This window comes from Amycolatopsis sp. NPDC006131 (assembly GCF_040614175.1).
Lineage (GTDB): Bacteria > Actinomycetota > Actinomycetes > Mycobacteriales > Pseudonocardiaceae > Amycolatopsis_E > Amycolatopsis_E tucumanensis.
Map to the genome: position 1 here is coordinate 15947 of NZ_JBEXTX010000026.1, position 21256 is coordinate 37202.

Here is a 21256-nt window from a genome sequence, read left to right on the forward strand (position 1 = left end):
CAGGGCGACTCGCATGTGGCCTCCCTAGAACGGCTCGCCCGTCCGGACGTCCACCGCCGAGCCGCGGTCGTTCGTCTCCGACGGCAGCTCCACGGGGCTCGGTGACGGTTCGCTGATCAGCTCCACAATGTAGTGCGTCACGGCGTGGTCCTCCAGGTTGCGGATCCGGTGCGGCGTCAGCGGTCCGCCGCTGCCGACGGTCTTGAACGCCACGTACCCGGCCTCCGCGGTCTGCCGCAGCGTCCAGTCCTCGTCGCCGAGGCGCTGCGCCTCCGCGCGGCCCGGGTCCGGCCAGATGATCAGGTGGTCGTGGTGGTGCTGGTGCCAGTCGTACATCCCGCGCGGCGGGAGCGTCATCGACCACACGCGCACGCGGTCGTTCTCGAACACCAGCGTGTCGCCGGGATTGGGGGTGTAGCTCATCGGACTTCCTTTCAGGCCAGAGCCGGTTCCTCGGTGACGGTCCGGGTCCGCGCCGCGAGCCAGCCGTAGACCGCGGCGACGACGAGGGTCAGCGGCAGCGCGCTGATGACGGGCGAATCGCTGCCGGTGATTTCCGTGTAGTGCGCGACGATGACCACCCCGCAGCTCACCAGCGCCACGCACGCGATCGACGGCGCCACCCGCACCGCCCACGTGGAACCGCTGATCCGCCCGCGCGCGGCCGCGGTGACGATGCTCGCCGAGCACGCCGCCATCAGGTAGATGATCGCCAGCGCGGTGATCCCGGAGACCGCGGGGAAGAACGTCGCGATCGGATCGGCGCCCGCCACCGCGAACGGCACCACCACCAGCACGCACACGACCAGCTGCACGGTCCCCGCGGACACCGGCGTCCGCCGCCGGTGGTGCACCCGGCTCAGCGACCGGGGCAGGAACCCGTCGCGCGCCAGGGAGAACATGTACCGCGACGCGATCGCGTGGAAGGACAGCGCCGCGGCGAAGAAGCTGAACGTGATCATCAGGCTCAGCACCGGTCCGGCCCACCCGCCGAGGTAGGCGGTGATCGCCGAGACCAGCAGCGCGCCGGGATCGGCCTGCGCCGCCGCGGCCGCGTCCGGGAACGCCGCCGCGATCGCCCACATGACGAACACGAACGTCACGGCCAGCACGATCAGCGCGGAGTACGTTGCCCGGCCGACGTTCCGCCGCGCCGACCGCGCCTCCTCGCCGTAGATGGCGGCGGCCTCGTACCCGGCGAAGGACAGGATGCAGAACACCACGGCGAGCCCGAAGTTCCCGCCGAACACAGTGCCCGGCGCGAGCACGTCGAACGAGAACCCGCCCGGCCGCCGCACCAGCACCGCGATCGCGAACGCCAGCAGCACCGCGAACTCGGTCACGGCCACGAACACGTTGACCTTGCCCGCGATCGTCACGCCGAAGTAGCCGACGACCCAGGTGGCCGCCACCGCCACCAGCGCGATCACCCACCACGGGACGTCCACCCCGAGGTAGGCGGACAGCCCGGCGTGGCCGAAGTACCCGACGGCCACGGACATCCCGGCCGCCGCGACGTTGTAGGCCAGCGTCGCCACGAGCGCCGACGCGCCGCCCATGCGCCGGCCGAGGCCGAACCCGATGTAGGCGAAGTAGGCGCCCGCGTTGACCACCTGGCGGCTCAGCGCCACGTAGCCCGCGGAGAACACCAGCAGAATCGCCAGCACCAGGACGAGCACGCCGACCGTGCCGGTGCCGGCGCCGAACGCGAGGCTCAGCGAGAGGTTCGAGGCGACCGCGGTCAGCGGTGCGGTCACCGCGATCACCATGAGGATCATGTCGAAGATGCCCACCGCGTTGGGTCGCAACCGGTGGTGATTTCCGTCTGGGTTCATGAGCACTCCTGGACATCCGGGGTGAATGGCGGTCCCCCCACCACGCCACGGAACAGCGCTCGCGAATGGTCGATACGGTATCGTCGCGTCCGAGCAGCGTACGCCGGGCGCTCCCGGCGTGTCCAGACTCTTGTTGGTCCGCTCCGGACGAGTTACCGTGGTCGAGACGATACCGTCTCGTCCATTTCTCGATTCCTCCCGGAAGGACGGCGTTCATGTCCGTTTCCACGCAATTCCGCGAAATCCCCGCCTGGCCCTCGGCGCCCGCGAGCTACGACGAGGTCGTCGAGCGCGCCAGGGCGCTCCGGCCGCGCATCGCCGAGCTGGGCGTCGAGGTGGACGCACTCGGCGTCGATCCCACCGAGGCGATGCGCCTGCTCGGCGAGGCCGGTCTGCAGCGCGCGAACGTCCCCGTCGAATTCGGCGGTCTGTGGACGGGCGGCACCTTCGCCGGCTGGGACCGGGTGGTCGAGGCGGCGCTGGAGGTGACCGCGGGCGACGGGTCGACCGGCCAGTGCTGGTCGACCACCGCGCTGCAGGCACGCGAGGTGATGTCCGCGCCGCTGCCCGCGTCGACCAAGCAGGCACTCGCCGACGAGCTGATCTCCGAGGGGCGCCGGATCGTCGCCTCCAACGCCGAAACCGGCGGCACCGGACCGGTCACCGGCCGCCGGGTGGACGGCGGGGTGGTCGTCAACGGCGTGAAGACCTTCAACACCAACAGCGGCGGCGGTGGCCGCGACCTGGCGAACGTCAGCTTCCGCCTCACCGGGCCGGACGGTGCGACCACCCGGCACCACGCGCTGATCCGGCTCGACGCGCCCGGCGTCGAGGTGCACGGCGACTGGGACAACATGGGCCAGCGCGGCACGATCAGCCAGACCATCACCTACGCCGAGGTGTTCGTCCCCGACGGGTGGCACTACGCGGCGCCCGAGTCGGAGGTCGTGTTCGTCGACCTCGTCCTGCCCGGCCACGCGCTGTTGCTGCAGGGGATCGGCGAAGGCGCGTACGCGGCGATGCTGGAGTACCTGCGGGGGCTGAACCGCGCGAGCATGCCGATGTTCGGCTCCGCGATGGAGGACCCGCTGATGCACCGGCAGATCGGCGAGATGGCCGCGGAACTCGCCGCCGGCCGCGCCTACCTGCTGGGCACCTGCCGGAAGGTGGCGAACTCCGACGACACGACCGACCTGCGTGCGCTGATGACCGAGTTCTTCAAGGTCAAGGTCGTGTGCACCACGGCGGCGCTCGACGTCACGGCACGCGTGCACGACCTCACCGGCGCGCGCAGCACCGCCAACAAGTACCGGCTGGACCGGTTCTGGCGCAACGCCCGTACGTTCGCCAGCCACGACAGCATCGACGCCAAGAACGCGTTCGTCGGCGCCGCCGAGCTGAGCGGCGAGATCCCTGATGCCGGCCGCTACCTGCCGGGGGTGCGCAAGGCATGACGCTGCCGCACCCGTCCGACGTCGCCTTCGCGCGGCCCGCCTCGCACCACATGGCCGATCCTCGCTTGTGGACGGTCCGGCCGGTGCGGGTCCTCGACGACGCCGAGTCGTACCTGAACGTCAAGTACGCGATCCCGGTCGGCTGGCGGCCGTTGATGCTGGACCTGCACGTCCCGCTCGGCGCGACCGGCCCGGTGCCGGTGGTGGTCTACGCGCACGGCGGCAGTTTCCTCGGCGGCGTCAAGGAAATGGGGCCGTGGGCGAGCCTGCCGCGGCACGGGATCGCGGTGGCGTCGGTGGACTACCGGCTCGCCGGCGAGGCGCGGTACCCGGAGCCGGTCGAGGACGTGCTCGCCGCGATCAGGTGGGTCCGCGTCCACGCCCACCGGTACGGGCTGGACCCGGCGCGCATCGCCGGGTGGGGCAGTTCCGCCGGCGGGTACCTGATGGGGCTGGCCGCGCTCACCGACCGGATCGGACGGCCGGTCGGCGACCACCCGGCGGTGTCCGCGCGGCTGTCCGCGGTGGTGCTGCACTACCCGGTCACCGACTTCTCGACGATCACCGAGGACGCCTTCGAGCCGACGGAGGCCGGTCTGCGGAACATGGTCGACGTCGGGTCGCAGTTCTTCGGGTTCCCGCTGGCTTCGCGGCCCGGCGTGGTGGCCGGGGCGGCGGTGTCCCGCGCGGTGGCGGCGGCGTCGCGGGTGCCGCCGTTCCGGATCAGCCACGGCGACGCCGACCGCCGGTGCGGGCTGGGGCAGAGCAGGCGGCTGCACGAGGCGGTGCTCGCCGCGGGTGGAAAGTCCACTTTGGAGGTCGTGCCGGGCGCGGACCACGCGACGGCGGTGTTCAGCAGCCCGGAGGTGGTTGGCCCGGCGGTCGAGTTCCTCCGCGGCGCGTTCGAGCTGGAAGGAGTGGCGACATGATCGACGGGAGCACGTTGCGGGCGGCGTTCGGCCAGTTCCCGAGCGGGGTGGCGGCGGTGTGCGCGCTGGTCGGCGGTGAACCGGTGGGCATGGCCGCGAGCACGTTCACCGCCGTTTCCCTGGACCCGCCGCTGGTTTCGGTGTGCGTGCGGAAGGAGTCGCGGACCTGGCGGACGTTGCGTGCCGCGCCGGAACTCGGGGTCAGCGTGCTGTCGGCCGGGCAGGGCGGGATCTGCCGCAGCCTGGCGATGCCGGAGGGGGACCGGTTCGCCGGGGTGCCGTGGGTGGCGCGGGGGAGCGCCGTGCTGGTCGAGGACAGCGCGTTGCAGCTCGAATGCCGGCTGACCGGGGAGGTCGACGCCGGTGACCACGTCATCGCGCTGCTCGGGATCACGGCGCTGACGGACTTCCCCGGCGCGGAGCCGGTGGTGTTCCACCGCAGCACGTTCCGGGTGCTGCGGTGAACTACCTGCGGCGCTTCTTCGCCGGCCGCGCGCCGAGGAACGCCAGCGTCGAATCGGTCAGCGTCGCCAGGAACTCGGGCGTGATCTCGGTGCGGCGGACGGTGTAGCGCCAGTAGATCGGGGCGGCGAAGATGTCGAGCGCCAGTTCCCGGTCGACGTCCGGCGGCAGCTCGCCCCGGGCGATCGCGCGGTCCAGCACCGGTTCCGCCTTGGCGCGGCGCGGCTCCTCCAGGTGCTCGGTCATGGCCTTGGCCAGTGCCGGGTTGCGCTTCGCCTCGGCCGTCAGGTCGGGCAGGATCCGGCCGAGGCGCTCGTCGCTGAGCCACTGCACGACCATCTCGAAGGCGCGCTCAATGTCGCCGCGCAGGGAGCCGCTGTCGGGGATGTCGACCAGCGGGACGCTCAGCTGGGAGACCGCGTCGGCCACCATGTCCTGCTTCGACGGCCACCGGCGGTACAGGGAGCTCTTCCCGACCTCCGCCCGCCTGGCCACGCCGTCCATCGAGGTGCGGGCGTAGCCCTTCTCGGCGAGTTCGTCGATCACGACCTCGACGATGGCGTCCGTGAGCTCGACACGCAGCACGGCGGCGCCACTCGGCGCGCGACGGGTCCGGGTCATGTCCCGGACAGTACCAGGAGTGGACGGGACGGCCCCGTCTCGATCGTTGGCGTGGTCAGGATCGCCCTTTCACTGGGAGGAGCGGTCGGGTGGGTGGACGGCTGGACGGGAGCGACCTGGTGCTGAGCCGGGAGATCGGTGCGCCGGTCGAGGAGGTCTGGGCCGACGTCACCGATCCGGAGCGGACGGCCCGCTGGTTCGGCCCGTGGGAGGGCGACGGCGCGCCGGGCCGGAAGGTTCGGTGCCTCGCTGGGTAGGTTCCCTTTGCTGACCGCAGCGCGGTCGGTGTCAGCTGGAGTCGACGCACCGGAATCGGCCGTGGAGCCGCTGCTGCGAGGGTTCGCTGGGCCTGAGCCGGTTCGCCGCGGGAATCGAAAGCCGGCCCGGGCGGCTGTCGCGGAGACGACCCCGGCTGGGTCCGTTCCCGCCGCTGGAGCGCGGCGGGGTGGCGCTTGTGCTGACGGCGCGCCAAAGCCCCGGCGCCGCTACGAAGGCGTGCCCGGCTGCGCCGGTTCCCGCCGCTGGAACGCCGCCCGGTAGGCGTTCGGGCTCGTGCCGACCACCCGCCGGAACCGCTCGCGGAACGCGGTCGGCGAACCGAAACCCACCTGCCCCGCGATGCGGTCCACCGGGTGCCGCGTCGTTTCCAGCAGGTACTGCGCCTGCCGGATGCGCTCGCGGTGCAGCCACTGCAGCGGCGTCGTCCCGGTTTGCTCGCGGAAGCGCCGGTTCAGCGACCGCGTGCTCATGCCCGCCCGCGCCGCGATGTCGTTCAGCGTCAGGTCCCGGTCGAGGTGGTCGGTCATCCACCGCAGCACCGGCTCCAGCACCGAACCCCGCGGCGCCGGCGGCTGGTCGTGCACGATGAACTGCGCCTGACCGCCCTCCCGCTCCAGCGGCATCACCGACAGGCGCGCCGCGTCGGCTGCCACCGCCGAGCCGTGGTCGCGCCGGATGAGGTGCAGGCACAGGTCCATCCCGGCCGCGGCGCCCGCCGAGGTGAGGAACTGGCCGTTGTCCACATACAGCACGTCCGGGTCGACTTCGATCTCCGGGTGCCGCCGGGCGAGCAGGTCCGCGGCCACCCAGTGCGTCGTCGCGCGCAGGCCGTCGAGCAGGCCGGTCGCGGCGAGGACGAACGCGCCGGCGCAGACCGACGCGATCCGGATGCCGTCGGCGGCCGCCTTGCGCAGGGCGTCCAGCACGTCCTCCGGCACCGGCACCGTCGGATCGGCGCAGCCGGGCAGGATGATCGTGTCGGCGTCGGCGAGCGCCTCCAGGCCCCACTCGGCTCGCACCGTGAACGTGCCCGCGCTGACCTCCGGGATCGGGGCGCAGACGCGCACCCGGTAGGCCGGGCGCCCGCCGGGCAGGCGGGTCCTGGTGAAGATCTCGATCGGGGTGGCCAGGTCGAACGGGACCACCTGGTCCAGCGCCAGCACGGCGACCGTGTGCATGGCGACACCGTAGGTCCTCGCCACGTCGCTGCGCCAGGACCGCCCTGGTCAGCGGGTTGGCGAGAATCTTGTGGAAGTTGGCCATCGAGCCAGTTCCGGTGATCACCGGCGGTCGTTACCGTCCCGGGGCGTGACGAAGGTACTGCTCTCCCTCCACGTGCTCGCGGCGCTGGTCGCGATCGGCCCGGTCACCGTCGCGGCCAGCATGTTCCCCGCCGCGACCCGCCGCGCGACCGGCGGCACCGACCACGACCTCGCGGTGCTGCGCACGCTGCACCGCATCTGCCGGGTCTACGCCGCGGTCGGCATCGCGATCCCGGTGTTCGGGTTCGCGACCGCGGGCAGCCTCGGCGTGACGGGCGACGCGTGGGTGATCGTGTCCATCGTGCTGACCGCGATCGCGGCGGCCGTGCTCGTGCTGGTGGTGCTTCCGCGCCAGCAGGGCATCCTGGACGGGATCGCGGAGCAGGCGGAACCGGAGCCACGCGCCCCGGCGCGGCTGGCGATGTACACCGGGATCTTCAACGTCCTGTGGGCCGTCGTCACGGTCCTGATGATCGTCCGCCCCGGCTCGACGACCAGCGCCTAGGACTTGCCGGAGAGGTACTCCCGCGCCGCCTCGCGGGCCTCGTCCAGTGACGCGGTGATCGTGAGGATCCCGTCGAGGCCGGTCATCTCCAGCGGCCGCGTCACGACCGGCGTTGGGCAGACCAGCGCGAGCGCCTGCTCCGCGGAGTGGCACTCGGCGGCGGTCTCGACCAGCACCGCGAGGCCGAGGGAGTCCAGGTGCTCGACCTCGGACAGGTCGAGGATCACGGTGGTGAGCGCGACCGGGCCGACGCTGTCGCGGGCGTCCTTCACGGCTTCGCGCACGCGGGGCGCCGTGGTGAGGTCGACCTCGCCGACGATGGTGACGATGACTTCGCTGCCCTCGCGCGTCCAGCGGGTGGCGAAGGCCTGCGGCACGGATCTCCTCCATCGTCGGTCAGTTCAGCCCGGACACTCTAACCGCCGTCGCCGGTGGCCCGGTTCCCGGACCACCGGCGACCACCGTCACGCCGGTTCCGTGACGTGCACCGCGTCCAGCGCCGGACCGTCCGGCGTGACCGGGGCGGCGACCGGGACATCCGCCCACAGCACCGTTTCGCCGCGGCGTGGCGTCATGCCCCACCTGGCGGCGATCCCGTCGAGGACCCGCGCCGACGTGCCGAGTTCCCCGCGGGCGGGTGGCTCGGCGGCGATCGTGACGTCGACGCGGATGGTGTCCGCGCCCGCCCAGCCCAGCCGCAACGTGAACGGCTGGCGCGTGGACAGCCAGGCGATGCCGGCGATTTCATCGGTCACCAGCAGCGCGTCGACGACGTGTTCCTCGCCGACGCCCGCGAGCATGACCCGCACCCGCCGCCGGAGGGCCGCCAGTTCGGACGGCCCGTCCACGACGCTGGTGAACCGATCCGGCCGATGCACCATGTCATCCACGATGCATCACCTCCTCCGCTGACTCGTCAACCGGAGGATCATCGGTTTACCCAGGGTCACCGACGGTAAACCGGTCCACAGAGGACCGTGCCCGTTCAGTCCAGCGCGTCCGGCAGCCCGAACACCGCGAAGTGCTCCCGCGCCACGAACGACGTGATCTCCGCGATCCGCCCGTCCCGCGGCCGGAGCACGTTGATCGACCAGCTCTCGAACGCCCCGCCCGGCGACGAGCGCAGGTACGACGCCACCGCGGGCAACCCGTTCGCGGAGACGATCCGGTGCCGCCACGAGCCGCAGGACGCCAGCGGGTACCGGCGCGCGAAGGACATCGCCGCGTCGATCCCGTGGTACCAGTGCGGCATCGGCGGCATCGACCACGTCACGTCCTCGGTCAGCAGCGCCACCAGCGCGTCCGCGTCGCCCCGCTCCAGGGCGCTGGCGTAGTCCGACGCCAGCGTCCGCACCCGCGCGTCCGACGGCGCCGGCTCCCGCGCCGGCACCACGCGCCGCGCCCGTTGCAGCGCCGAGTTCACCGACGCCGCCGAGGTGCCCATCATCGACGCGATCTCGGCCGCCGAGAACCCCAGCACCTCGAACAACACCAGCGCCGCCCGCTGGTTCCCCGGCAGGTGCTGCAACGCGGCCACGAACGCCAGCTCGACCGCCTCCCGCTGCTCGGCCCGCGCGTCCGGTCCCGTCGGGTACGGCCCGAGCCACTCGACGTCCGTCCGCGGCGCGTCACCGGCGACGACGTGCTCGCTGGACGGTCCGAGGTCCATCGGCAACGCCCGCCTGCCACGCCGCTCCACCGCGTCCAGGCAGGTCCGCGTCGCCACCGTGTACAGCCACGACCGCAGCGACGCGCGCCCCTCGAAGCGCGCCAGCCCCCGCCACGCGCGGAGCAGCGCCTCCTGCAACGCGTCGTCGGCGTCATGCGCCGACCCCAGCATCCGGTAGCAGTGCGCGTGCAGCTCCCGCCGCAGCGGCTCGACCAGCCGCGTGAACGCCGAGTCGTCCCCGGCGCGCGCCCGCTCCAGGTCAACGGCCAGTTCCGTCACGAGCGATGATTCTGCCCCACGCCGGCGGTCACACCTGTGAACCCACTTCCCGAGGAGGATCCGATGTCCCAGATCGCCGGCACACTCCGCGTCCCCGGCGCCGAGCTCTACCACGAGATCCGCGGCCACGGCCCGCTCGTCGTGCTCGTCGGCGCACCCATGGACGCGCGGTCGTTCACCCCGCTCGCCGAGCTGCTCGCCACCGACCACACCGTCCTCACCACCGACCCGCGCGGCATCAACCGCAGCCCGGTCGACGACCCGGACCAGGACTCCACGCCGGAGATGCGCGCCGACGACCTCGCCCGGCTCATCGAGCACGCCGACGCCGGCCCGGCCGTGGTGCTGGGTTCCAGCGGCGGCGCGGTCAGCGTCCTCGCTCTCGCCCAGGCGCGCCCGGACCTTGGTCACCACCGTCATCGCGCACGAACCGCCGCTGAGCGACCTGCTCCCGGACGCCGAGCGGATCCGCGCGCAGGGCGAGGAGGTCATCGCGACCCACTTCGGCGGCGACCCGGTCGGCGCCATGCGGAAGTTCCTGGTGATGGCCGGCATCGACCTCCCGGAGCCGGTCTTCCAGCAGTTCTTCGCCCAGGAGCCGAACCCGCGGGACCGGGCCGACGCGGACTTCCAGTACGCGCACATGTACCGCCCGACCACCCGCTGGATCCCGGACTTCGACGTCCTGCGCACCCGTCCCGTGGTGGTCGGCATCGGCACCGAGTCCGCCGGGCAGCTGTGTGAACGCACGTCGGAGGCGCTGGCGAAGGAGCTGGGCGTCGAACCGGTCCGGTTCCCCGGCGACCACACCGGCTTCGCCGGCGACCCGGCCGCTTTCGCCGCGCGGCTGGGTGACTTCCTGTGACCGGGCGGTCGAAGGTCTCAGGACGGTAAAGGTCTGCACCCGCCACTGGTCTTCCGGCACTGTGGGATCTAGGTTGCCAGGGAACTAATCAAACCTTTGATCTTCTTTCCAATGGCGGGAAGGGATGGCCCATGACGCACACGCCCGAGGCCTCGGCCCGGACGAGCTCGGCGCACGACGGCCGGCAGCTGCGCCGCGTCGTCGGCGCGAGCCTCGTCGGCACGACCATCGAGTGGTACGACTTCTTCATCTACGCCTCGGCCGCGAGCCTGGTGTTCGGCAAGCAGTTCTTCCCCTCGCTGGACGGGACCGCGGCGCTGCTGGCCTCGTTCGCGACGCTCGGGGTGAGCTTCGTGGCGCGGCCGATCGGCGGGATCGTCGCCGGGCACCTCGGTGACCGGGTCGGCCGCAAGGCGGTTCTTGTCGCGACCCTGCTGCTGATGGGGATTTCCACGATCGGTGTCGGGCTGCTGCCCGGCTACGACTCGATCGGTGTCGCCGCGCCGGTGCTGCTCGTCGTGCTGCGGCTGCTGCAGGGCCTGTCCGCGGGCGGTGAGTGGGGCGGCGCGGCACTGATGTCGGTGGAGCACGCGCCGTCCGGCCGCCGCGGCTACTTCGGCTCGTTCCCGCAGATCGGCGTGCCGATCGGGTTGCTGCTGGCGAACCTGGTGTTCTTCAGCGTGTCCGCCGCGACCACGGACGACCAGTTCGCGCGCTGGGGCTGGCGGATCCCGTTCCTGCTCAGCGTGGTGCTGATCGCGGTCGGCTTCTTCGTGCGGGCCAGGGTGTCGGAGAGCCCGGTGTTCAGCGAGCTGCGCGCCCGCCGCGCCCGCCGGTCGGCGCCGCTGGCCGAGCTGCTGCGCACCAACCGGCGTGAGCTCGTCGTCGCGATCGGGCTGTTCATCGCCAACAACATGGTCGGCTACATCCTGATCGCGTTCATCAACTCCTACGGCACCCGCACGCTCAAGCTGTCCAGCACGACGATGTTGTTCGTGGGCATGGTCGGCGCGGTGTCGTGGGGTGTGTTCACGCTGCTGGCCGGGCACTGGTCGGACGGCTGGGGCAGGCGGAAGACCTACCTCGTCGGCACGCTCGCGATGGGCGCCTGGACCTTCCCGTTCTTCCTGCTGTTCGACACCCGCTCGGTGCCGCTCATGCTGGCCGCGGTGATCGTGCTGGGCTTCGGGCTCGGCCTGACCTACGGCCCGCAGGCAGCGGCGTACAGCGAGCTGTTCCCAGCCGGCATCCGGTACAGCGGGGTGTCCTTCGCCTACGCCTTCGGCGCCATCCTCGGCGGCGGGTTCGCGCCGCTGGTGTCGACCTGGCTCGTCGGGGAGACCGGCACGTCGCTGTCGGTGTCGGGCTACATGCTGGTGGCCTGCCTGGTGACGCTGGCCGCGGTCCTCGCCCTGCGCGAACGTCCCGCCGCCGAGCGGGAGGCGTTCGTCACCGGCGCCGAGTAGCTCAGCGGCGCTGCTCGGGCGGGAACTCGGTGTCCACCCGTTCCTGCTCGTGGTAGGAGCGTTCCTCCGCGTAGGACTCGTAAGCGCGGTGGTCGGCGTCCGTCTCCGGGGCGCCGACCAGCGCGCGCGGGTGCAGCCGGTCCTTGAGCACGACGTTGAGCTGCGCGCCGAGCAACGTGATGATGCTCTGCAGGTAGAACCACCAGAGCAGCGTGATGACCGTGGCGAACGTGCCGTAGGTGCTCTGCGCGTTCTGCAGGTAGCGGCTGATGATCAGCGACGAAAGCGTTTGCAGGACCCAGAACAGCACGCCGGAGAGCACCGCGCCGGGCAGCACGTCCCGGGTGGAGATGTCGCGGTCGGTGAGGATCCGGAACGCGGCGACGAACAATGCGATGTCCAGGACGATCGCGACGGCGTAGCCCAGGATCCGGCCCAGCCACCCCAGGTTCAGCAGGTCCGTGCCGCTGGAGACGAACCCGCTGATGAGCGTGCTCACCACCAGGCCGAGCCCGATCGTCACCAGCACGAGCACGCTGCGGCCGATCTGCTCGGGCAGGCTCGGGCGCGCGTGGAACGGCAGCTCCCACACCGAGTTGAACGCGGTCTGGGTGGCGCGCACGACCGCGATCCCGCTCCACAGCGCGGTCACCAGCCCGAGGACCAGTGCCCACACCGAGCCGCCGAAGCCCTGCATGGTGGCGGGGTCCAGCAACGGGAACATCGAGCCGACGTGTCCGAGGACGTCGCCCTTCAGGTCGTCCGGCACGAAGAACCCGAGCAGGGTGATCAGGACGAGGAACAGCGGGAAGATCGAGAAGAACGCCCAGAACGCGATCATGCTAGCCAGGTTCGTGGACTGGTCCTCGACGAACTTCTTCACCACGGCGACCGGCACGGAGAGCGCGGTGTGCTGCTGCTGTACCGCGTCCGCGCGGTCGAGGCCGGCCTTCGCCTTGCTGACAACGCTTTCCCTGTTGTGCTCGCTCACGGTTGCACTCCCACCGTCGGCGTCTGCGCGATGGCGGTGAGCTACCCCGTGGAGCGGTGGGTCAACCGGCTTTCGTGAGACGCGCCTCGCCGAGCGTGGCGCGCAGCACCGCGCGGTGGGTCGGCTTCGCCTCCTCGTAGCGGCGCCGCCCGGCGTCGGTGAGCGAGACGAAGATGCCGCGCCGGTCCTGCTCGCACATCGCGCGCTCGACCAGGCCCTCCTTCTCCAGGCGGGCGACCAGGCGCGAGGTGGCGCTCTGGCTCAGGTGCACCGCCTCCAGGAGGTCGGCGGAGCGGCACTTGAAGTCGCAGGTCGCGAGCCGTTCGAGGGCCTCGAACTCGCTGACCCCGATGCCGTGCGCGTCCTGCAGGCGGCATTCCAGCTCGCCGAAGACGGTCGCGTGCAGGGCCAGCAGCTCGTGCCACTGCTGCACCAGCCGGCCTTCGGCGACGTCACCCATGGCGACACCTTAGCATGCACGGGAATCTGATGCAAAGACATTAAATCCCCTTGCATTAGATGCGCGCGCATGTAATCTGGCTGCCATGACTTCTCCTGCGCACCTGTCCACCACATCGACGCGGTGGGACGCACGGCTGTGGGCCGTGCTGCTCACCGTGTCAACGGTCGTGGGCCTGGACGCCCTCGACGTCTCGATGGTCGGCGTCGCGCTGCCGTCCATCCAGGCTGATCTCGGCCTGTCCACCAGCGCGCTGCAGTGGGTCGTGAGCGGGTACGTGCTCGGTTACGGCGGACTGCTCCTGCTCGGCGGCCGCACGGCGGACCTGCTCGGGCGGCGGCGGGTGTTCCTCGTCGCGGTGGCCGTGTTCGCGGTCGCGTCGCTGCTCGGTGGTCTCGTCGACAACGGCGCGCTGCTCATCGCGAGCCGCTTCATCAAGGGCCTGGCGGCGGCATTCACCGCGCCGGCCGCGCTGTCGATCATCACCACGACGTTCCAGGAGGGCCCGGCCCGCAACCGCGCCATCAGCATCTTCGCGGTGTTCGGCGCCAGCGGGTATTCGGCGGGCCTGGTGTTCTCCGGGCTGCTGACCGAGGTCGGCTGGCGGTGGACGTTCCTGCTGCCGGTGCCGATCGCGTTGATCGCGCTGGTGTCGGCGATCAAGGTCGTCCCGGCCTACGAGCGGGACCACTCGGCGGGCGGCTACGACCTGCCCGGTGCGATCACCGGTGCCGCCGGGTCGCTGCTGCTGGTGTTCGGTGTCGTCGAGGCGCCGGAGGCCGGGTGGGCCTCACCGCAGACGTTGATCACCTTCGTCGTCGCGGCGGCGCTGCTGACCGCGTTCGTGCTGATCGAAAAGCGCAGCAGCCACCCGTTGCTGCGGCTGGGCATCCTGCGCTCCGGGCCGCTGGCGCGGGCGAACCTGGGGGCGGCGCTGTTCTTCGGGGCCTACATCGGGTTCCAGTTCGTGGTGATGCTGTACCTGCAGGACGTGCTGGGGTGGTCGGCGCTGGAGACCGCGCTCGGGTTCCTGCCTGCCGCGCTGATCGTCGCGTTCGGTTCACCGCGGATCGAGCCGCTGATCGACCGGGTCGGCACGTCGCGCACGATCCTCGGTGGCGTGCTGGCGCACGTGCTCGCGTACGTGCTGTTCCTGCGCGTCGACGAGCACTCGGGGTACGCCGGTTCGGTGCTGCCGAGCATGATCCTGCTCGGCATCGGCTTCACCCTGGCCTTCTCGTCCCTGAACATCCAGGCGACGACCGGCATCAGCGACAACGAGCAGGGACTCGCCGGTGGCCTGCTGAACACGTCGCTGCAGGTCGGCGGCGCGATCGGCCTGGCGATCGTGACGGCGGTGCTGACGGGCAGCGGTGAGGGCAACCTGCTGACCGGCCTGACCCCGGCGCTGGCGGTGATCACCGGCATCGCGGCGCTCGGACTGCTGATCGCACTGTCCGGCGTGGTGCGCCTGCGGCGGGCGCCGGAACCGGAACTCGCCCGGGTCTGATCGCGGGGGTGGTGGGGCCCGTCCTCGGGGGGACGGGCCCTACTCGCGTGACAGCCGGTCGACGCGGCGCAGCGCGTCCGGCAGGCGGTGGGGGCCGGCCATCGTCCGGACGATCCGCGCGGCCTCGTCCGGGGCGAGGCCGATCGCGGTGACGTGGAGGGGCCGGACCGCCTTGCCGCGCAGCACCGGAATGGCGTGTGTGGCGGTGCGGAAGGCCGTCTTGGCGACCCCGATCACCGGGACGCCGAACTCCTCGTGCGCGTGGGCGCCGAGCCCGGGACGGCCGTCCGGGTCGAGGTGCACGTACCCGTCGACGACGAGCAGGTCCACCGGCCCCGCGCGGCGCAGCACCGCGCGCATCGCCGGCAGCTCCCGCAGGTAGAAGGCGCCCGGCCGGTATGGCTCGACCTCGTCCAGCCGCGCCACGTGCTCCTCGGTGATTTCGGCGAAGGCGGGCCCGGCGGCGAGCACCAACGCCGCGTTGGCGCCACCGACGTCCGGGTAGTGCACGTCGACCGCCGCGCATCGGGTGTGCCGCATGCCTCCATACTGGTCCCGTGCTTCCCGTCGAACCGATCCGCCTCCTGCTCAACGAGTGGGATCCGATCGGCGTGGCGGATTCCGTTGACGACGAGTACGACTGCCTGGTCTGGCCGTTGCTGTCCCGGCTGCGCGCGGATGCCGGCGTGGACGGGATCCGGGAGTACCTGCGCCACGAGATGTCCGACCACTTCGGACTGACAGCCGACGTGGACGCCATCGCCGAGCGGCTCGTGTCCTGGTGGCGCAGCCGGTAGGCCGGGCGCGTCTTCGCAGGCTTCTTCCCGATGATCACGGTCGCCTAAGCTGCCGCGATGGAGGAACCCATCCAGTCGGCGGTGCCGCGGCCCGGGCTGAGCCCGGCCGAGCTGGCACAGGACCTGCTGTCCCGCATCGAGACCGGCAACCGCTACGCGCGGGTCCGCAAGAACCGCTTCCGCCGCCGGTCCGCGCTCGTCCGGGTCGCGACGCTCGTCTTGTCCGGCGCGTCCACGATCATCCTCGGCCTGCAGGACCTGGACTTCTGGGCCGGCCTCGGCTTCGCGCTCGTCGCGCTGGTGACCGTGGTCAACACCCTCGAACCGTTCTTCGCCTGGCGCTCGCTGTGGGTTCTCATGGAGGAGACGCAGTACCGCTTCTACCGGCTGCGCGACGACCTCACCTACTACCTGGCCGAGACCCCGCCCGAGCAGGTGGACCGCGAGGTGATCCGCCGCATGTTCGGCGAGTACCAGGGGATCTGGGACTCGCTCGGCGAGCGCTGGCTGAGCCACCGCCGTCCCGGCGAAGGCCCCTGAAACCCCGCCCCGCCACCCCTGAAACCGGCCTGAAGCCCTCCTGAAGCCGCCTCCTCCGAAGCTCGTCACCAGCAACGGAACAGCACACGGAGGAGGGGGCTTTGACCACCACCACGACCACCCCGGCCATCGAGGTCGCCGGGCTGCGCAAGGCGTTCGGGGACAAGGTCGTGCTCGGCGGGATCGATCTGCGCATCCCGGCCGGCTCGATCTTCGCCCTGCTCGGGCCCAACGGCGCGGGCAAGACGACCATGGTCCAGATCCTGTCGACCTACCTGTGGGCCGACTCCGGCAGCGCCCGCATCGCCGGGCACGACGTCGCCGCGGAGGCCGACCGCGTTCGCGCCGCCATCGGCGTCACCGGCCAGTTCTCCGCCGTCGACAACAAGCTGACCGCCGAGGAGAACCTCTGGCTGATGGCGGACCTGCACCACCTGCCCAAGGCCGAGGGCCGCCGCAGGGCGGCCGAGCTGCTCGAACGCTTCGACCTGGTCGAGGCGCGCAAGAAGCTCGCCGCGGTCTACTCGGGCGGCATGCGGCGCCGCCTTGACCTCGCGATGAGCCTGGTCGGCGAGCCGCGCATCATCTTCCTCGACGAGCCGACCACCGGCCTCGACCCGCGCAGCCGCCACACCATGTGGGAGATCATCCGCGACCTCGTCGCCCGCGGCGTCACCGTCTTCCTCACCACCCAGTACCTGGAGGAGGCCGACGAGCTGGCCGACCGCATCGCCGTGCTCGACCACGGGGTGTTCGTCGCCGAGGGCAGCCCGGCCGAGCTCAAGCGCCGCATCCCCGGCGGGCACGTCGAGCTCCGCTTCGCCGACGACCGCGCACTCGACCTGGCCGCCCGCACGTTCGGCGAGGTCACCCGCGACGACGAGGCCCGGACCCTGCAGATCCCCAGCGACGGCGGCGTCCGCTCGCTGCGCGCGCTGCTCGACCGCATGGACCACGCCGGCATCGAGCCCGAGGGCCTGTCGGTGCACACACCCGACCTCGACGACGTCTTCTTCGCCCTGACCGGACACCCCACCGAAGAGAAGGTCTCCCGCTGATGTTCACCGACTCCGCCACCATGCTGCGGCGCAACCTGCGCCACGCGATGCGCTACCCGTCCATGACCGCGAGCGTCGTCGCCGTCCCGATCATGATGCTGCTGCTGTTCAACTACGTCTTCGGCGGCGCGATCGGCAACGGCATCGCCGGCGCGCCGGCCGGCGGCGACTACCTCGGCTACCTCGTGCCCGGCATCCTGCTGCTCACCATCGGCTCGGCCTCGATGCCGGTCGCCGTCGCGATCTGCACCGACCTGACCGAAGGCATCGTCGCCCGGTTCCGCACCATGGCGATCGCCCGCGCGTCCGTCCTCACCGGACACGTCATCGGCAACGTCATCCAGACCGTGGTGAGCCTCGTGATCGTCCTCGCGGTGGCCGTCGCGATGGGGTTCCGCATCTCGGCCGGCTTCGGCGACTGGCTGCTCGCGGCCGCCGTCCTGCTGCTGCTCACGCTCGGACTGAGCTGGTTCTCCGCCGCGCTCGGCCAGGTCTCCAAGACCCCGGAGGGCGCCAGCAACGTGGTGCTGCCGATGACCTTCCTGCTGCCGTTCCTGTCCAGCGCGTTCGTGCCGCTGGACTCGATGCCCGCCGGCATCCGCTGGTTCGCCGAGTACCAGCCGTTCACCGCCGTCATCGAGACCCTGCGCGGCCTGCTCGCCGGCACGCCGATCGGCTGGTACGGCTGGGGCGCCATCGGCTGGGGCGCGGGGATCACCGTCCTCGGCTACTTCTGGTCCAAGCGCCTGTTCAACCGGGAACCGACCCGCTGAGCAGGTCCAGCGCCGCCAGGCGCAGCTCGTCCGGCCCGAGGCCGGCGTACTCCGACACCGCGTCGGCGTACGCCGGCCCGTCGGCTTTCTCGGCGGCGGCCCGGAACCCGGCGGGTGTCATGGTCGGCTGGAAGTTGCGCAGGAACCCGAGCCGCTCGGCCAGCGCCACCAGCCGCACCCCGGTGCGGTCCCCGCGGTCGAGTGCGAGCACACCGAGCGCGAGCAGGACGGTGCCGCGCACCGGCATCCCGATCAGGTAGGCGGGCACCTTCGCCGCGCTCTCGCTGAACAACGGCGGCGCCAGCGGGGGGAGCTCGGCGACCAGGTCGGCGACCAGTCCGAGCCTGCCGTGCTGCGCGTGCGCGATCACGGTGACGCAGAGCAGCTCCAGCGACCACGCGTCCAGGCCGGGCGCCTCCGGCAGGGGGAGCACGCCACTGTCCCGCTGACGGGCCACCGCCTGCCGCCACAGCGCGAGCCCCTGGTCGATTTCGTTGCGCGCCAAGGCGATCTCGGCGCGCACCCCCAGATCGAACGTGATGACGTCGAACCGGTCCTCGCCGCCGCCCGGGCTCGTCTTCGCCAGCCAGCGTTCAGCCTCGTCGACCGCGCCGCTCTGCAGGGCGGCGAGCATGAGCCCCCACCGGATGCCGATCGTGTCGGGCCACGGCGCGAGCTCCGCCAGCACCCGCATCGCGACCAGCAGGTGCCGCGTGGCTTCGTCCGGTTCGCCGCGCTGCAGGTACAGCTCGCCGAGCCGGGCGCGGGCCATCAACCGGACCCACGGCAGACCGGAATCGCCCGCCGCGTCCAGCATCCGCACCGCCGAGGCGAGTGCCTGCTCGCCGTCGCCCGCGGTCTCCCACCAGTAGCTGTGCACGGCGTGTGCGACGAACGCGAGCAGCGGCTGATCGCTGTCGCCCAGGGCGCCGAGTTCGCGGGGATCGATCTTGGGGAGCGTGGACAGGACGGTGGACAGCGCCCGGACCAGCGTCGTCGGCGGCGCTTCGGGCAGCCGCCGCAGGACGACCAGCGACCGCACCGCGCGCGGACCCTGGAGCATGAAGGTCGTGGTGGCGCACACGGTCGCGGCCGTGCGGGTCACCTCGACGAACTCCGGTTTCGGGTGGAAGTGCGCGAGCACCGCCGGGACGTCCGTGGTGAGCGCGGCCATGCGCGAGTAGTTGGAGTCGGCCGTCCACAGCGCGCCCAGCGCCGCCGCCGTGGCCGCGACGGTCGCGCCGTCCGCCCGCTCGATGCCCAGCCGCATCGCCGTCAGGAGGTTGTCCTGCTCGACGCGGATCCGCTCGCTCGCCGTGTACGGGTCGGGACCGAACACCGGTTCGTGGTGGGCCAGGCCGAAATCCCGTGCCCACGCCAGGAAATCCTCGGTGGCGCGCGCGGTCCCGCCGGCTTCGTCGAGGCGGGCGGCGCTGAACTCGCGCACCGTCTCCAGCATCCGGAACCTCGCGCCGACGGGAGTGTCGACGACCTTCAGCAGGGACTGACCGGACAGCTCCTCCAGCACGTCGAGCGTGTCGCGGCTGCCGAGCAGGTGGCGCGCGGCGTCCTCGGTGAACCCGCCGGGGAACACCGACAACGCCTGCATCGTCACCTGCGCGTGCTCGTCGAGGAGGTTCCAACTCCAGTCCACGACGGCCTGCAGCGTCCGGTGCCGCTGGGGCGCGTCGCGCGGGCCGCCGCGCAGCAGCGCGAACCGGTCGGTGAGGCGCCGCGCGATCTCCGCGACCGACAGCACGCGCACCCGCGCCGCCGCGAGTTCCACCGCCAGCGGCAGCCCGTCGAGGTGGCGGCACAGCGCGGCCACGGTGTCCGCGGGCAGGTCGGCGTCCGGCCGCGCGGCCCGTGCGCGCTGGACGAACAGCTCGATCGTCGTGTCGAGGTCCAGTTCCGGCAGCGGGTACACCGACTCCGACGACAGGCCGAGCGGCGCGCGGCTGGTGACGAGCACGCGCAGGTCCCGCGTCATCGACACCAGGGCCCGGACCAGCTCCGCGACCCCGTCGAGGACGTGCTCGCAGTTGTCCAGCACCAGCAGCGCCGGTGCGGCGCCGAGGACTTCGGCGATGCCGGTCAGGTCGTCGGGCGGCGGCGGACTCGGGGTGCGGCGCGCCTCGCCGACGGCGAGCGCGGTCGCGACGTGCCCGGCCACGTCCGCGTCGGCGCGGACACCGGCCAGCCCGACGAAGTGGACCAGCGGCTGTTCGGCGTCCCGGCCGATCGAATGCGCGAGGCGGGTCTTGCCCAGCCCGCCGGGACCGACGATCGAGGTGACCCGGGACCGGCGCAGCAGCTGCGTGACCGCCGCGATGTCGTCCGCGCGGCCCAGCAGCGGGTTGGGCTCGTGCGGGATGCCGTGGCGGACCGCGGGCCGCTCCCCGGCGAGCGTTTCCCGTTGCCACGCCTGGAGTTCCGGGCCGGGATCGGTGCCGAGCTGGTCCCGCAGCTCGCGGCGGTAGGACTCGAACCGGGCCAGCGCCGCGGACGGCCCGGCGGTCGCGGACTCCGAGCGCAGCAGCTCCAGCAGGACTTCCTCGTCACGCGGCCGGTCCGCCGCCGCGGCGGTGAGCGGTTCGACCGCCTTTGCATGGCGGCCGAGCCGGGACAGCGCCAGCCCGCGAGCGCGCACGAGGAAGCGGTGGGCGGAGAGGCGTTCGCGGCGCAAGGTGGACAGCGGGTCCAGCGCGTCGTCGGCGGTGCCATCCCAGAGGGCGAGCCCGGCGTCGGCCTCGGCGAGCGCGGTCGCGGGATCGTCCACGCGGGCCGCGGACGCGTGCTGCAGCAGCGCGGCGGCGTCGACCTGAGCGGGTTCGAGTGTGAGGCGGTACCCGGTCGACGTGCTGGCGATGAGGTCGGGGCCGAGCTGCGAGCGGGCGCGCGAAACCAGGATCTGCAGCGCCTTCACCGGGTTCTCCGGCTGCTCGTCCGGCCACAGCCCGTCCACGAGCCGGCCGGTGCCGCAGCCGGTGGTGAGGTCGGCGGCGAGCAGCGCGAGGAGGTCGCGCAGCCGGGGCGCGGTGATCTCCCGGCCGCGGCAGGTCACCCGCGGCAGCAGGGTCAGTTCGACGGTCACCGGGCCGGCTTGCCGGATCCGCGGGGTGTCTTCTCCTGGCTGAGCGCGACCCACCGCAGCTTCTCCTGCTCCCGGCGCGGCAGCCCGGAGACGACCAGGTCGTAGGAGTCCTCGACCATCTCCCGCACCAGGTCCTCGGGGACGCCGCCGTCCAGCACGACGGTGTTCCAGTGCCGCTTGTTCAGGTGGTACCCGGCGGTGATCTCCGGGTGGTCGCGGCGCAGCTGCACCGCGAGATCCGGATCGCACTTGAGGCTGACCCGCAGCGGCTTCGACTCGAGCGGGCTGAGGGCGAACATCTTGCCCGCGACCTTGAACACGCTGTTGGCCTCGCCGAACGGGAACTCCTCGCGGGCCCCCGGCAGCGACAGGCACAGTCGTTTGAGTTCGCCTGGCGTCATGGGTTC

General features: G+C 72.0%; 24 protein-coding genes and 1 pseudogene. 13 read left to right on the top strand and 12 right to left on the bottom strand.

Going from position 1 to position 21256, the window contains the following annotated elements:
• Positions 1–24: 24 nt before the first annotated feature.
• Both ABZ215_RS16215 and ABZ215_RS16220 read right to left on the bottom strand, forming a co-directional pair.
• Entirely contained in the window at positions 25–423 is a 399-nt protein-coding gene (locus tag ABZ215_RS16215; RefSeq protein WP_020422050.1) for a hypothetical protein, read from the bottom strand.
• 11 nt (positions 424–434) lie between these two features.
• Positions 435–1835 (bottom strand): APC family permease, encoded by a 1401-nt coding sequence (locus tag ABZ215_RS16220; RefSeq protein WP_354950133.1) that lies wholly within the window; start codon positions 1833–1835, stop codon positions 435–437.
• Positions 1836–2050: 215 nt separating this feature from the next.
• On the opposite strand from ABZ215_RS16220, the gene ABZ215_RS16225 reads away from it, so the two are divergent.
• The 3 genes from ABZ215_RS16225 to ABZ215_RS16235 are packed head-to-tail and all read left to right on the top strand — an operon-like array spanning position 2051 to position 4682.
• Complete coding sequence (locus ABZ215_RS16225; RefSeq protein ID WP_354950134.1) at positions 2051–3289, top strand: acyl-CoA dehydrogenase family protein; 1239 nt, start codon at positions 2051–2053, stop codon at positions 3287–3289.
• Positions 3286–4218: an alpha/beta hydrolase gene (locus ABZ215_RS16230; RefSeq protein WP_354950135.1), complete on the top strand. Its 933-nt coding sequence runs from the start codon at positions 3286–3288 to the stop codon at positions 4216–4218. The genes ABZ215_RS16225 and ABZ215_RS16230 overlap by 4 nt, the downstream gene beginning before the upstream one ends.
• Positions 4215–4682 carry a flavin reductase family protein gene (locus ABZ215_RS16235; protein WP_354950136.1) on the top strand — a complete coding sequence of 156 codons (468 nt, stop codon included), beginning with the start codon at positions 4215–4217 and terminating at the stop codon, positions 4680–4682. Before ABZ215_RS16230 ends, ABZ215_RS16235 begins: the two co-directional genes overlap by 4 nt.
• A 1-nt stretch (position 4683) precedes the next feature.
• Here ABZ215_RS16235 and ABZ215_RS16240 read toward each other — a convergent pair whose 3' ends face one another.
• Complete coding sequence (locus ABZ215_RS16240) at positions 4684–5301, bottom strand: TetR/AcrR family transcriptional regulator (protein WP_237339465.1); 618 nt, start codon at positions 5299–5301, stop codon at positions 4684–4686.
• 89 nt (positions 5302–5390) lie between these two features.
• On the opposite strand from ABZ215_RS16240, the gene ABZ215_RS16245 reads away from it, so the two are divergent.
• A complete protein-coding gene (locus ABZ215_RS16245) occupies positions 5391–5558 on the top strand; it encodes a hypothetical protein (protein WP_354950137.1) in 168 nt (55 codons plus the stop codon).
• Positions 5559–5786: 228 nt separating this feature from the next.
• On the opposite strand, the gene ABZ215_RS16250 is transcribed toward ABZ215_RS16245, so the two are convergent.
• Complete coding sequence (locus ABZ215_RS16250) at positions 5787–6758, bottom strand: helix-turn-helix domain-containing protein (protein WP_354950138.1); 972 nt, start codon at positions 6756–6758, stop codon at positions 5787–5789.
• Positions 6759–6888: 130 nt separating this feature from the next.
• Here ABZ215_RS16250 and ABZ215_RS16255 point away from each other — a divergent pair, with 130 nt between their 5' ends.
• A complete protein-coding gene (locus ABZ215_RS16255) occupies positions 6889–7347 on the top strand; it encodes a DUF2269 family protein (protein WP_017984222.1) in 459 nt (152 codons plus the stop codon).
• Here ABZ215_RS16255 and ABZ215_RS16260 read toward each other — a convergent pair.
• From ABZ215_RS16260 to ABZ215_RS16270, 3 genes are all read right to left on the bottom strand, one after another.
• Complete coding sequence (locus ABZ215_RS16260; RefSeq protein WP_237339464.1) at positions 7344–7724, bottom strand: STAS domain-containing protein; 381 nt, start codon at positions 7722–7724, stop codon at positions 7344–7346. The two genes, ABZ215_RS16255 and ABZ215_RS16260, sit on opposite strands and share 4 nt — an antisense overlap.
• Positions 7725–7811: 87 nt before the next feature.
• The gene (locus ABZ215_RS16265) at positions 7812–8228 is read right to left on the bottom strand and encodes a hypothetical protein (RefSeq protein WP_237339492.1); all 417 of its coding nucleotides are present in this window, start codon (positions 8226–8228) and stop codon (positions 7812–7814) included.
• A gap of 104 nt (positions 8229–8332) precedes the next feature.
• Positions 8333–9295: a sigma-70 family RNA polymerase sigma factor gene (locus ABZ215_RS16270; RefSeq protein WP_354950139.1), complete on the bottom strand. Its 963-nt coding sequence runs from the start codon at positions 9293–9295 to the stop codon at positions 8333–8335.
• A 159-nt stretch (positions 9296–9454) separates the two neighbouring features.
• Here ABZ215_RS16270 and ABZ215_RS16275 point away from each other — a divergent pair.
• The 3 genes and pseudogenes from ABZ215_RS16275 to ABZ215_RS16285 form a co-directional block, all read left to right on the top strand.
• A pseudogene (locus ABZ215_RS16275) lies at positions 9455–9637 on the top strand (alpha/beta hydrolase); the annotation flags it as partial.
• Between the two features lie 61 nt (positions 9638–9698).
• Positions 9699–10160 (top strand): hypothetical protein, encoded by a 462-nt coding sequence (locus ABZ215_RS16280; RefSeq protein ID WP_354950174.1) that lies wholly within the window; start codon positions 9699–9701, stop codon positions 10158–10160.
• Positions 10161–10291: 131 nt separating this feature from the next.
• Entirely contained in the window at positions 10292–11626 is a 1335-nt protein-coding gene (locus ABZ215_RS16285) for an MFS transporter (RefSeq protein WP_020422037.1), read from the top strand.
• Position 11627: 1 nt separating this feature from the next.
• On the opposite strand, the gene ABZ215_RS16290 is transcribed toward ABZ215_RS16285, so the two are convergent.
• Together ABZ215_RS16290 and ABZ215_RS16295 are read right to left on the bottom strand one after the other, a co-directional pair.
• Positions 11628–12617 (bottom strand): YihY/virulence factor BrkB family protein, encoded by a 990-nt coding sequence (locus ABZ215_RS16290; protein WP_020422036.1) that lies wholly within the window; start codon positions 12615–12617, stop codon positions 11628–11630.
• Between the two features lie 61 nt (positions 12618–12678).
• Positions 12679–13077 carry a MarR family transcriptional regulator gene (locus tag ABZ215_RS16295; protein ID WP_354950140.1) on the bottom strand — a complete coding sequence of 133 codons (399 nt, stop codon included), beginning with the start codon at positions 13075–13077 and terminating at the stop codon, positions 12679–12681.
• An 85-nt stretch (positions 13078–13162) separates the two neighbouring features.
• Here ABZ215_RS16295 and ABZ215_RS16300 point away from each other — a divergent pair, with 85 nt between their 5' ends.
• Positions 13163–14587 (top strand): MFS transporter, encoded by a 1425-nt coding sequence (locus ABZ215_RS16300; protein ID WP_354950141.1) that lies wholly within the window; start codon positions 13163–13165, stop codon positions 14585–14587.
• A 39-nt stretch (positions 14588–14626) separates the two neighbouring features.
• Here the strand turns inward: ABZ215_RS16300 and ABZ215_RS16305 are convergent, their stop codons facing one another.
• A complete protein-coding gene (locus ABZ215_RS16305; RefSeq protein WP_354950142.1) occupies positions 14627–15127 on the bottom strand; it encodes an endonuclease V in 501 nt (166 codons plus the stop codon).
• A 17-nt stretch (positions 15128–15144) separates the two neighbouring features.
• Between ABZ215_RS16305 and ABZ215_RS16310 the strand changes: the two genes are divergently transcribed.
• From ABZ215_RS16310 to ABZ215_RS16325, 4 genes are all read left to right on the top strand, one after another.
• Positions 15145–15384, top strand: coding sequence for a hypothetical protein (locus ABZ215_RS16310; RefSeq protein WP_354950143.1), 240 nt, complete (start codon positions 15145–15147; stop codon positions 15382–15384).
• A gap of 57 nt (positions 15385–15441) precedes the next feature.
• Positions 15442–15924 (top strand): SLATT domain-containing protein, encoded by a 483-nt coding sequence (locus ABZ215_RS16315; protein ID WP_020422031.1) that lies wholly within the window; start codon positions 15442–15444, stop codon positions 15922–15924.
• Positions 15925–16025: 101 nt separating this feature from the next.
• Positions 16026–16982 carry an ATP-binding cassette domain-containing protein gene (locus tag ABZ215_RS16320; protein ID WP_354950144.1) on the top strand — a complete coding sequence of 319 codons (957 nt, stop codon included), beginning with the start codon at positions 16026–16028 and terminating at the stop codon, positions 16980–16982.
• Positions 16982–17755, top strand: coding sequence for an ABC transporter permease (locus tag ABZ215_RS16325; protein WP_354950145.1), 774 nt, complete (start codon positions 16982–16984; stop codon positions 17753–17755). The genes ABZ215_RS16320 and ABZ215_RS16325 overlap by 1 nt, the downstream gene beginning before the upstream one ends.
• Here ABZ215_RS16325 and ABZ215_RS16330 read toward each other — a convergent pair.
• Positions 17733–20849, bottom strand: a complete 3117-nt coding sequence (locus ABZ215_RS16330) for a BTAD domain-containing putative transcriptional regulator (RefSeq protein WP_354950146.1) — start codon at positions 20847–20849, stop codon at positions 17733–17735. The two genes, ABZ215_RS16325 and ABZ215_RS16330, sit on opposite strands and share 23 nt — an antisense overlap.
• Entirely contained in the window at positions 20846–21250 is a 405-nt protein-coding gene (locus ABZ215_RS16335; protein ID WP_020422027.1) for an MmcQ/YjbR family DNA-binding protein, read from the bottom strand. Before ABZ215_RS16335 ends, ABZ215_RS16330 begins: the two co-directional genes overlap by 4 nt.
• Positions 21251–21256 lie beyond the last annotated feature (6 nt).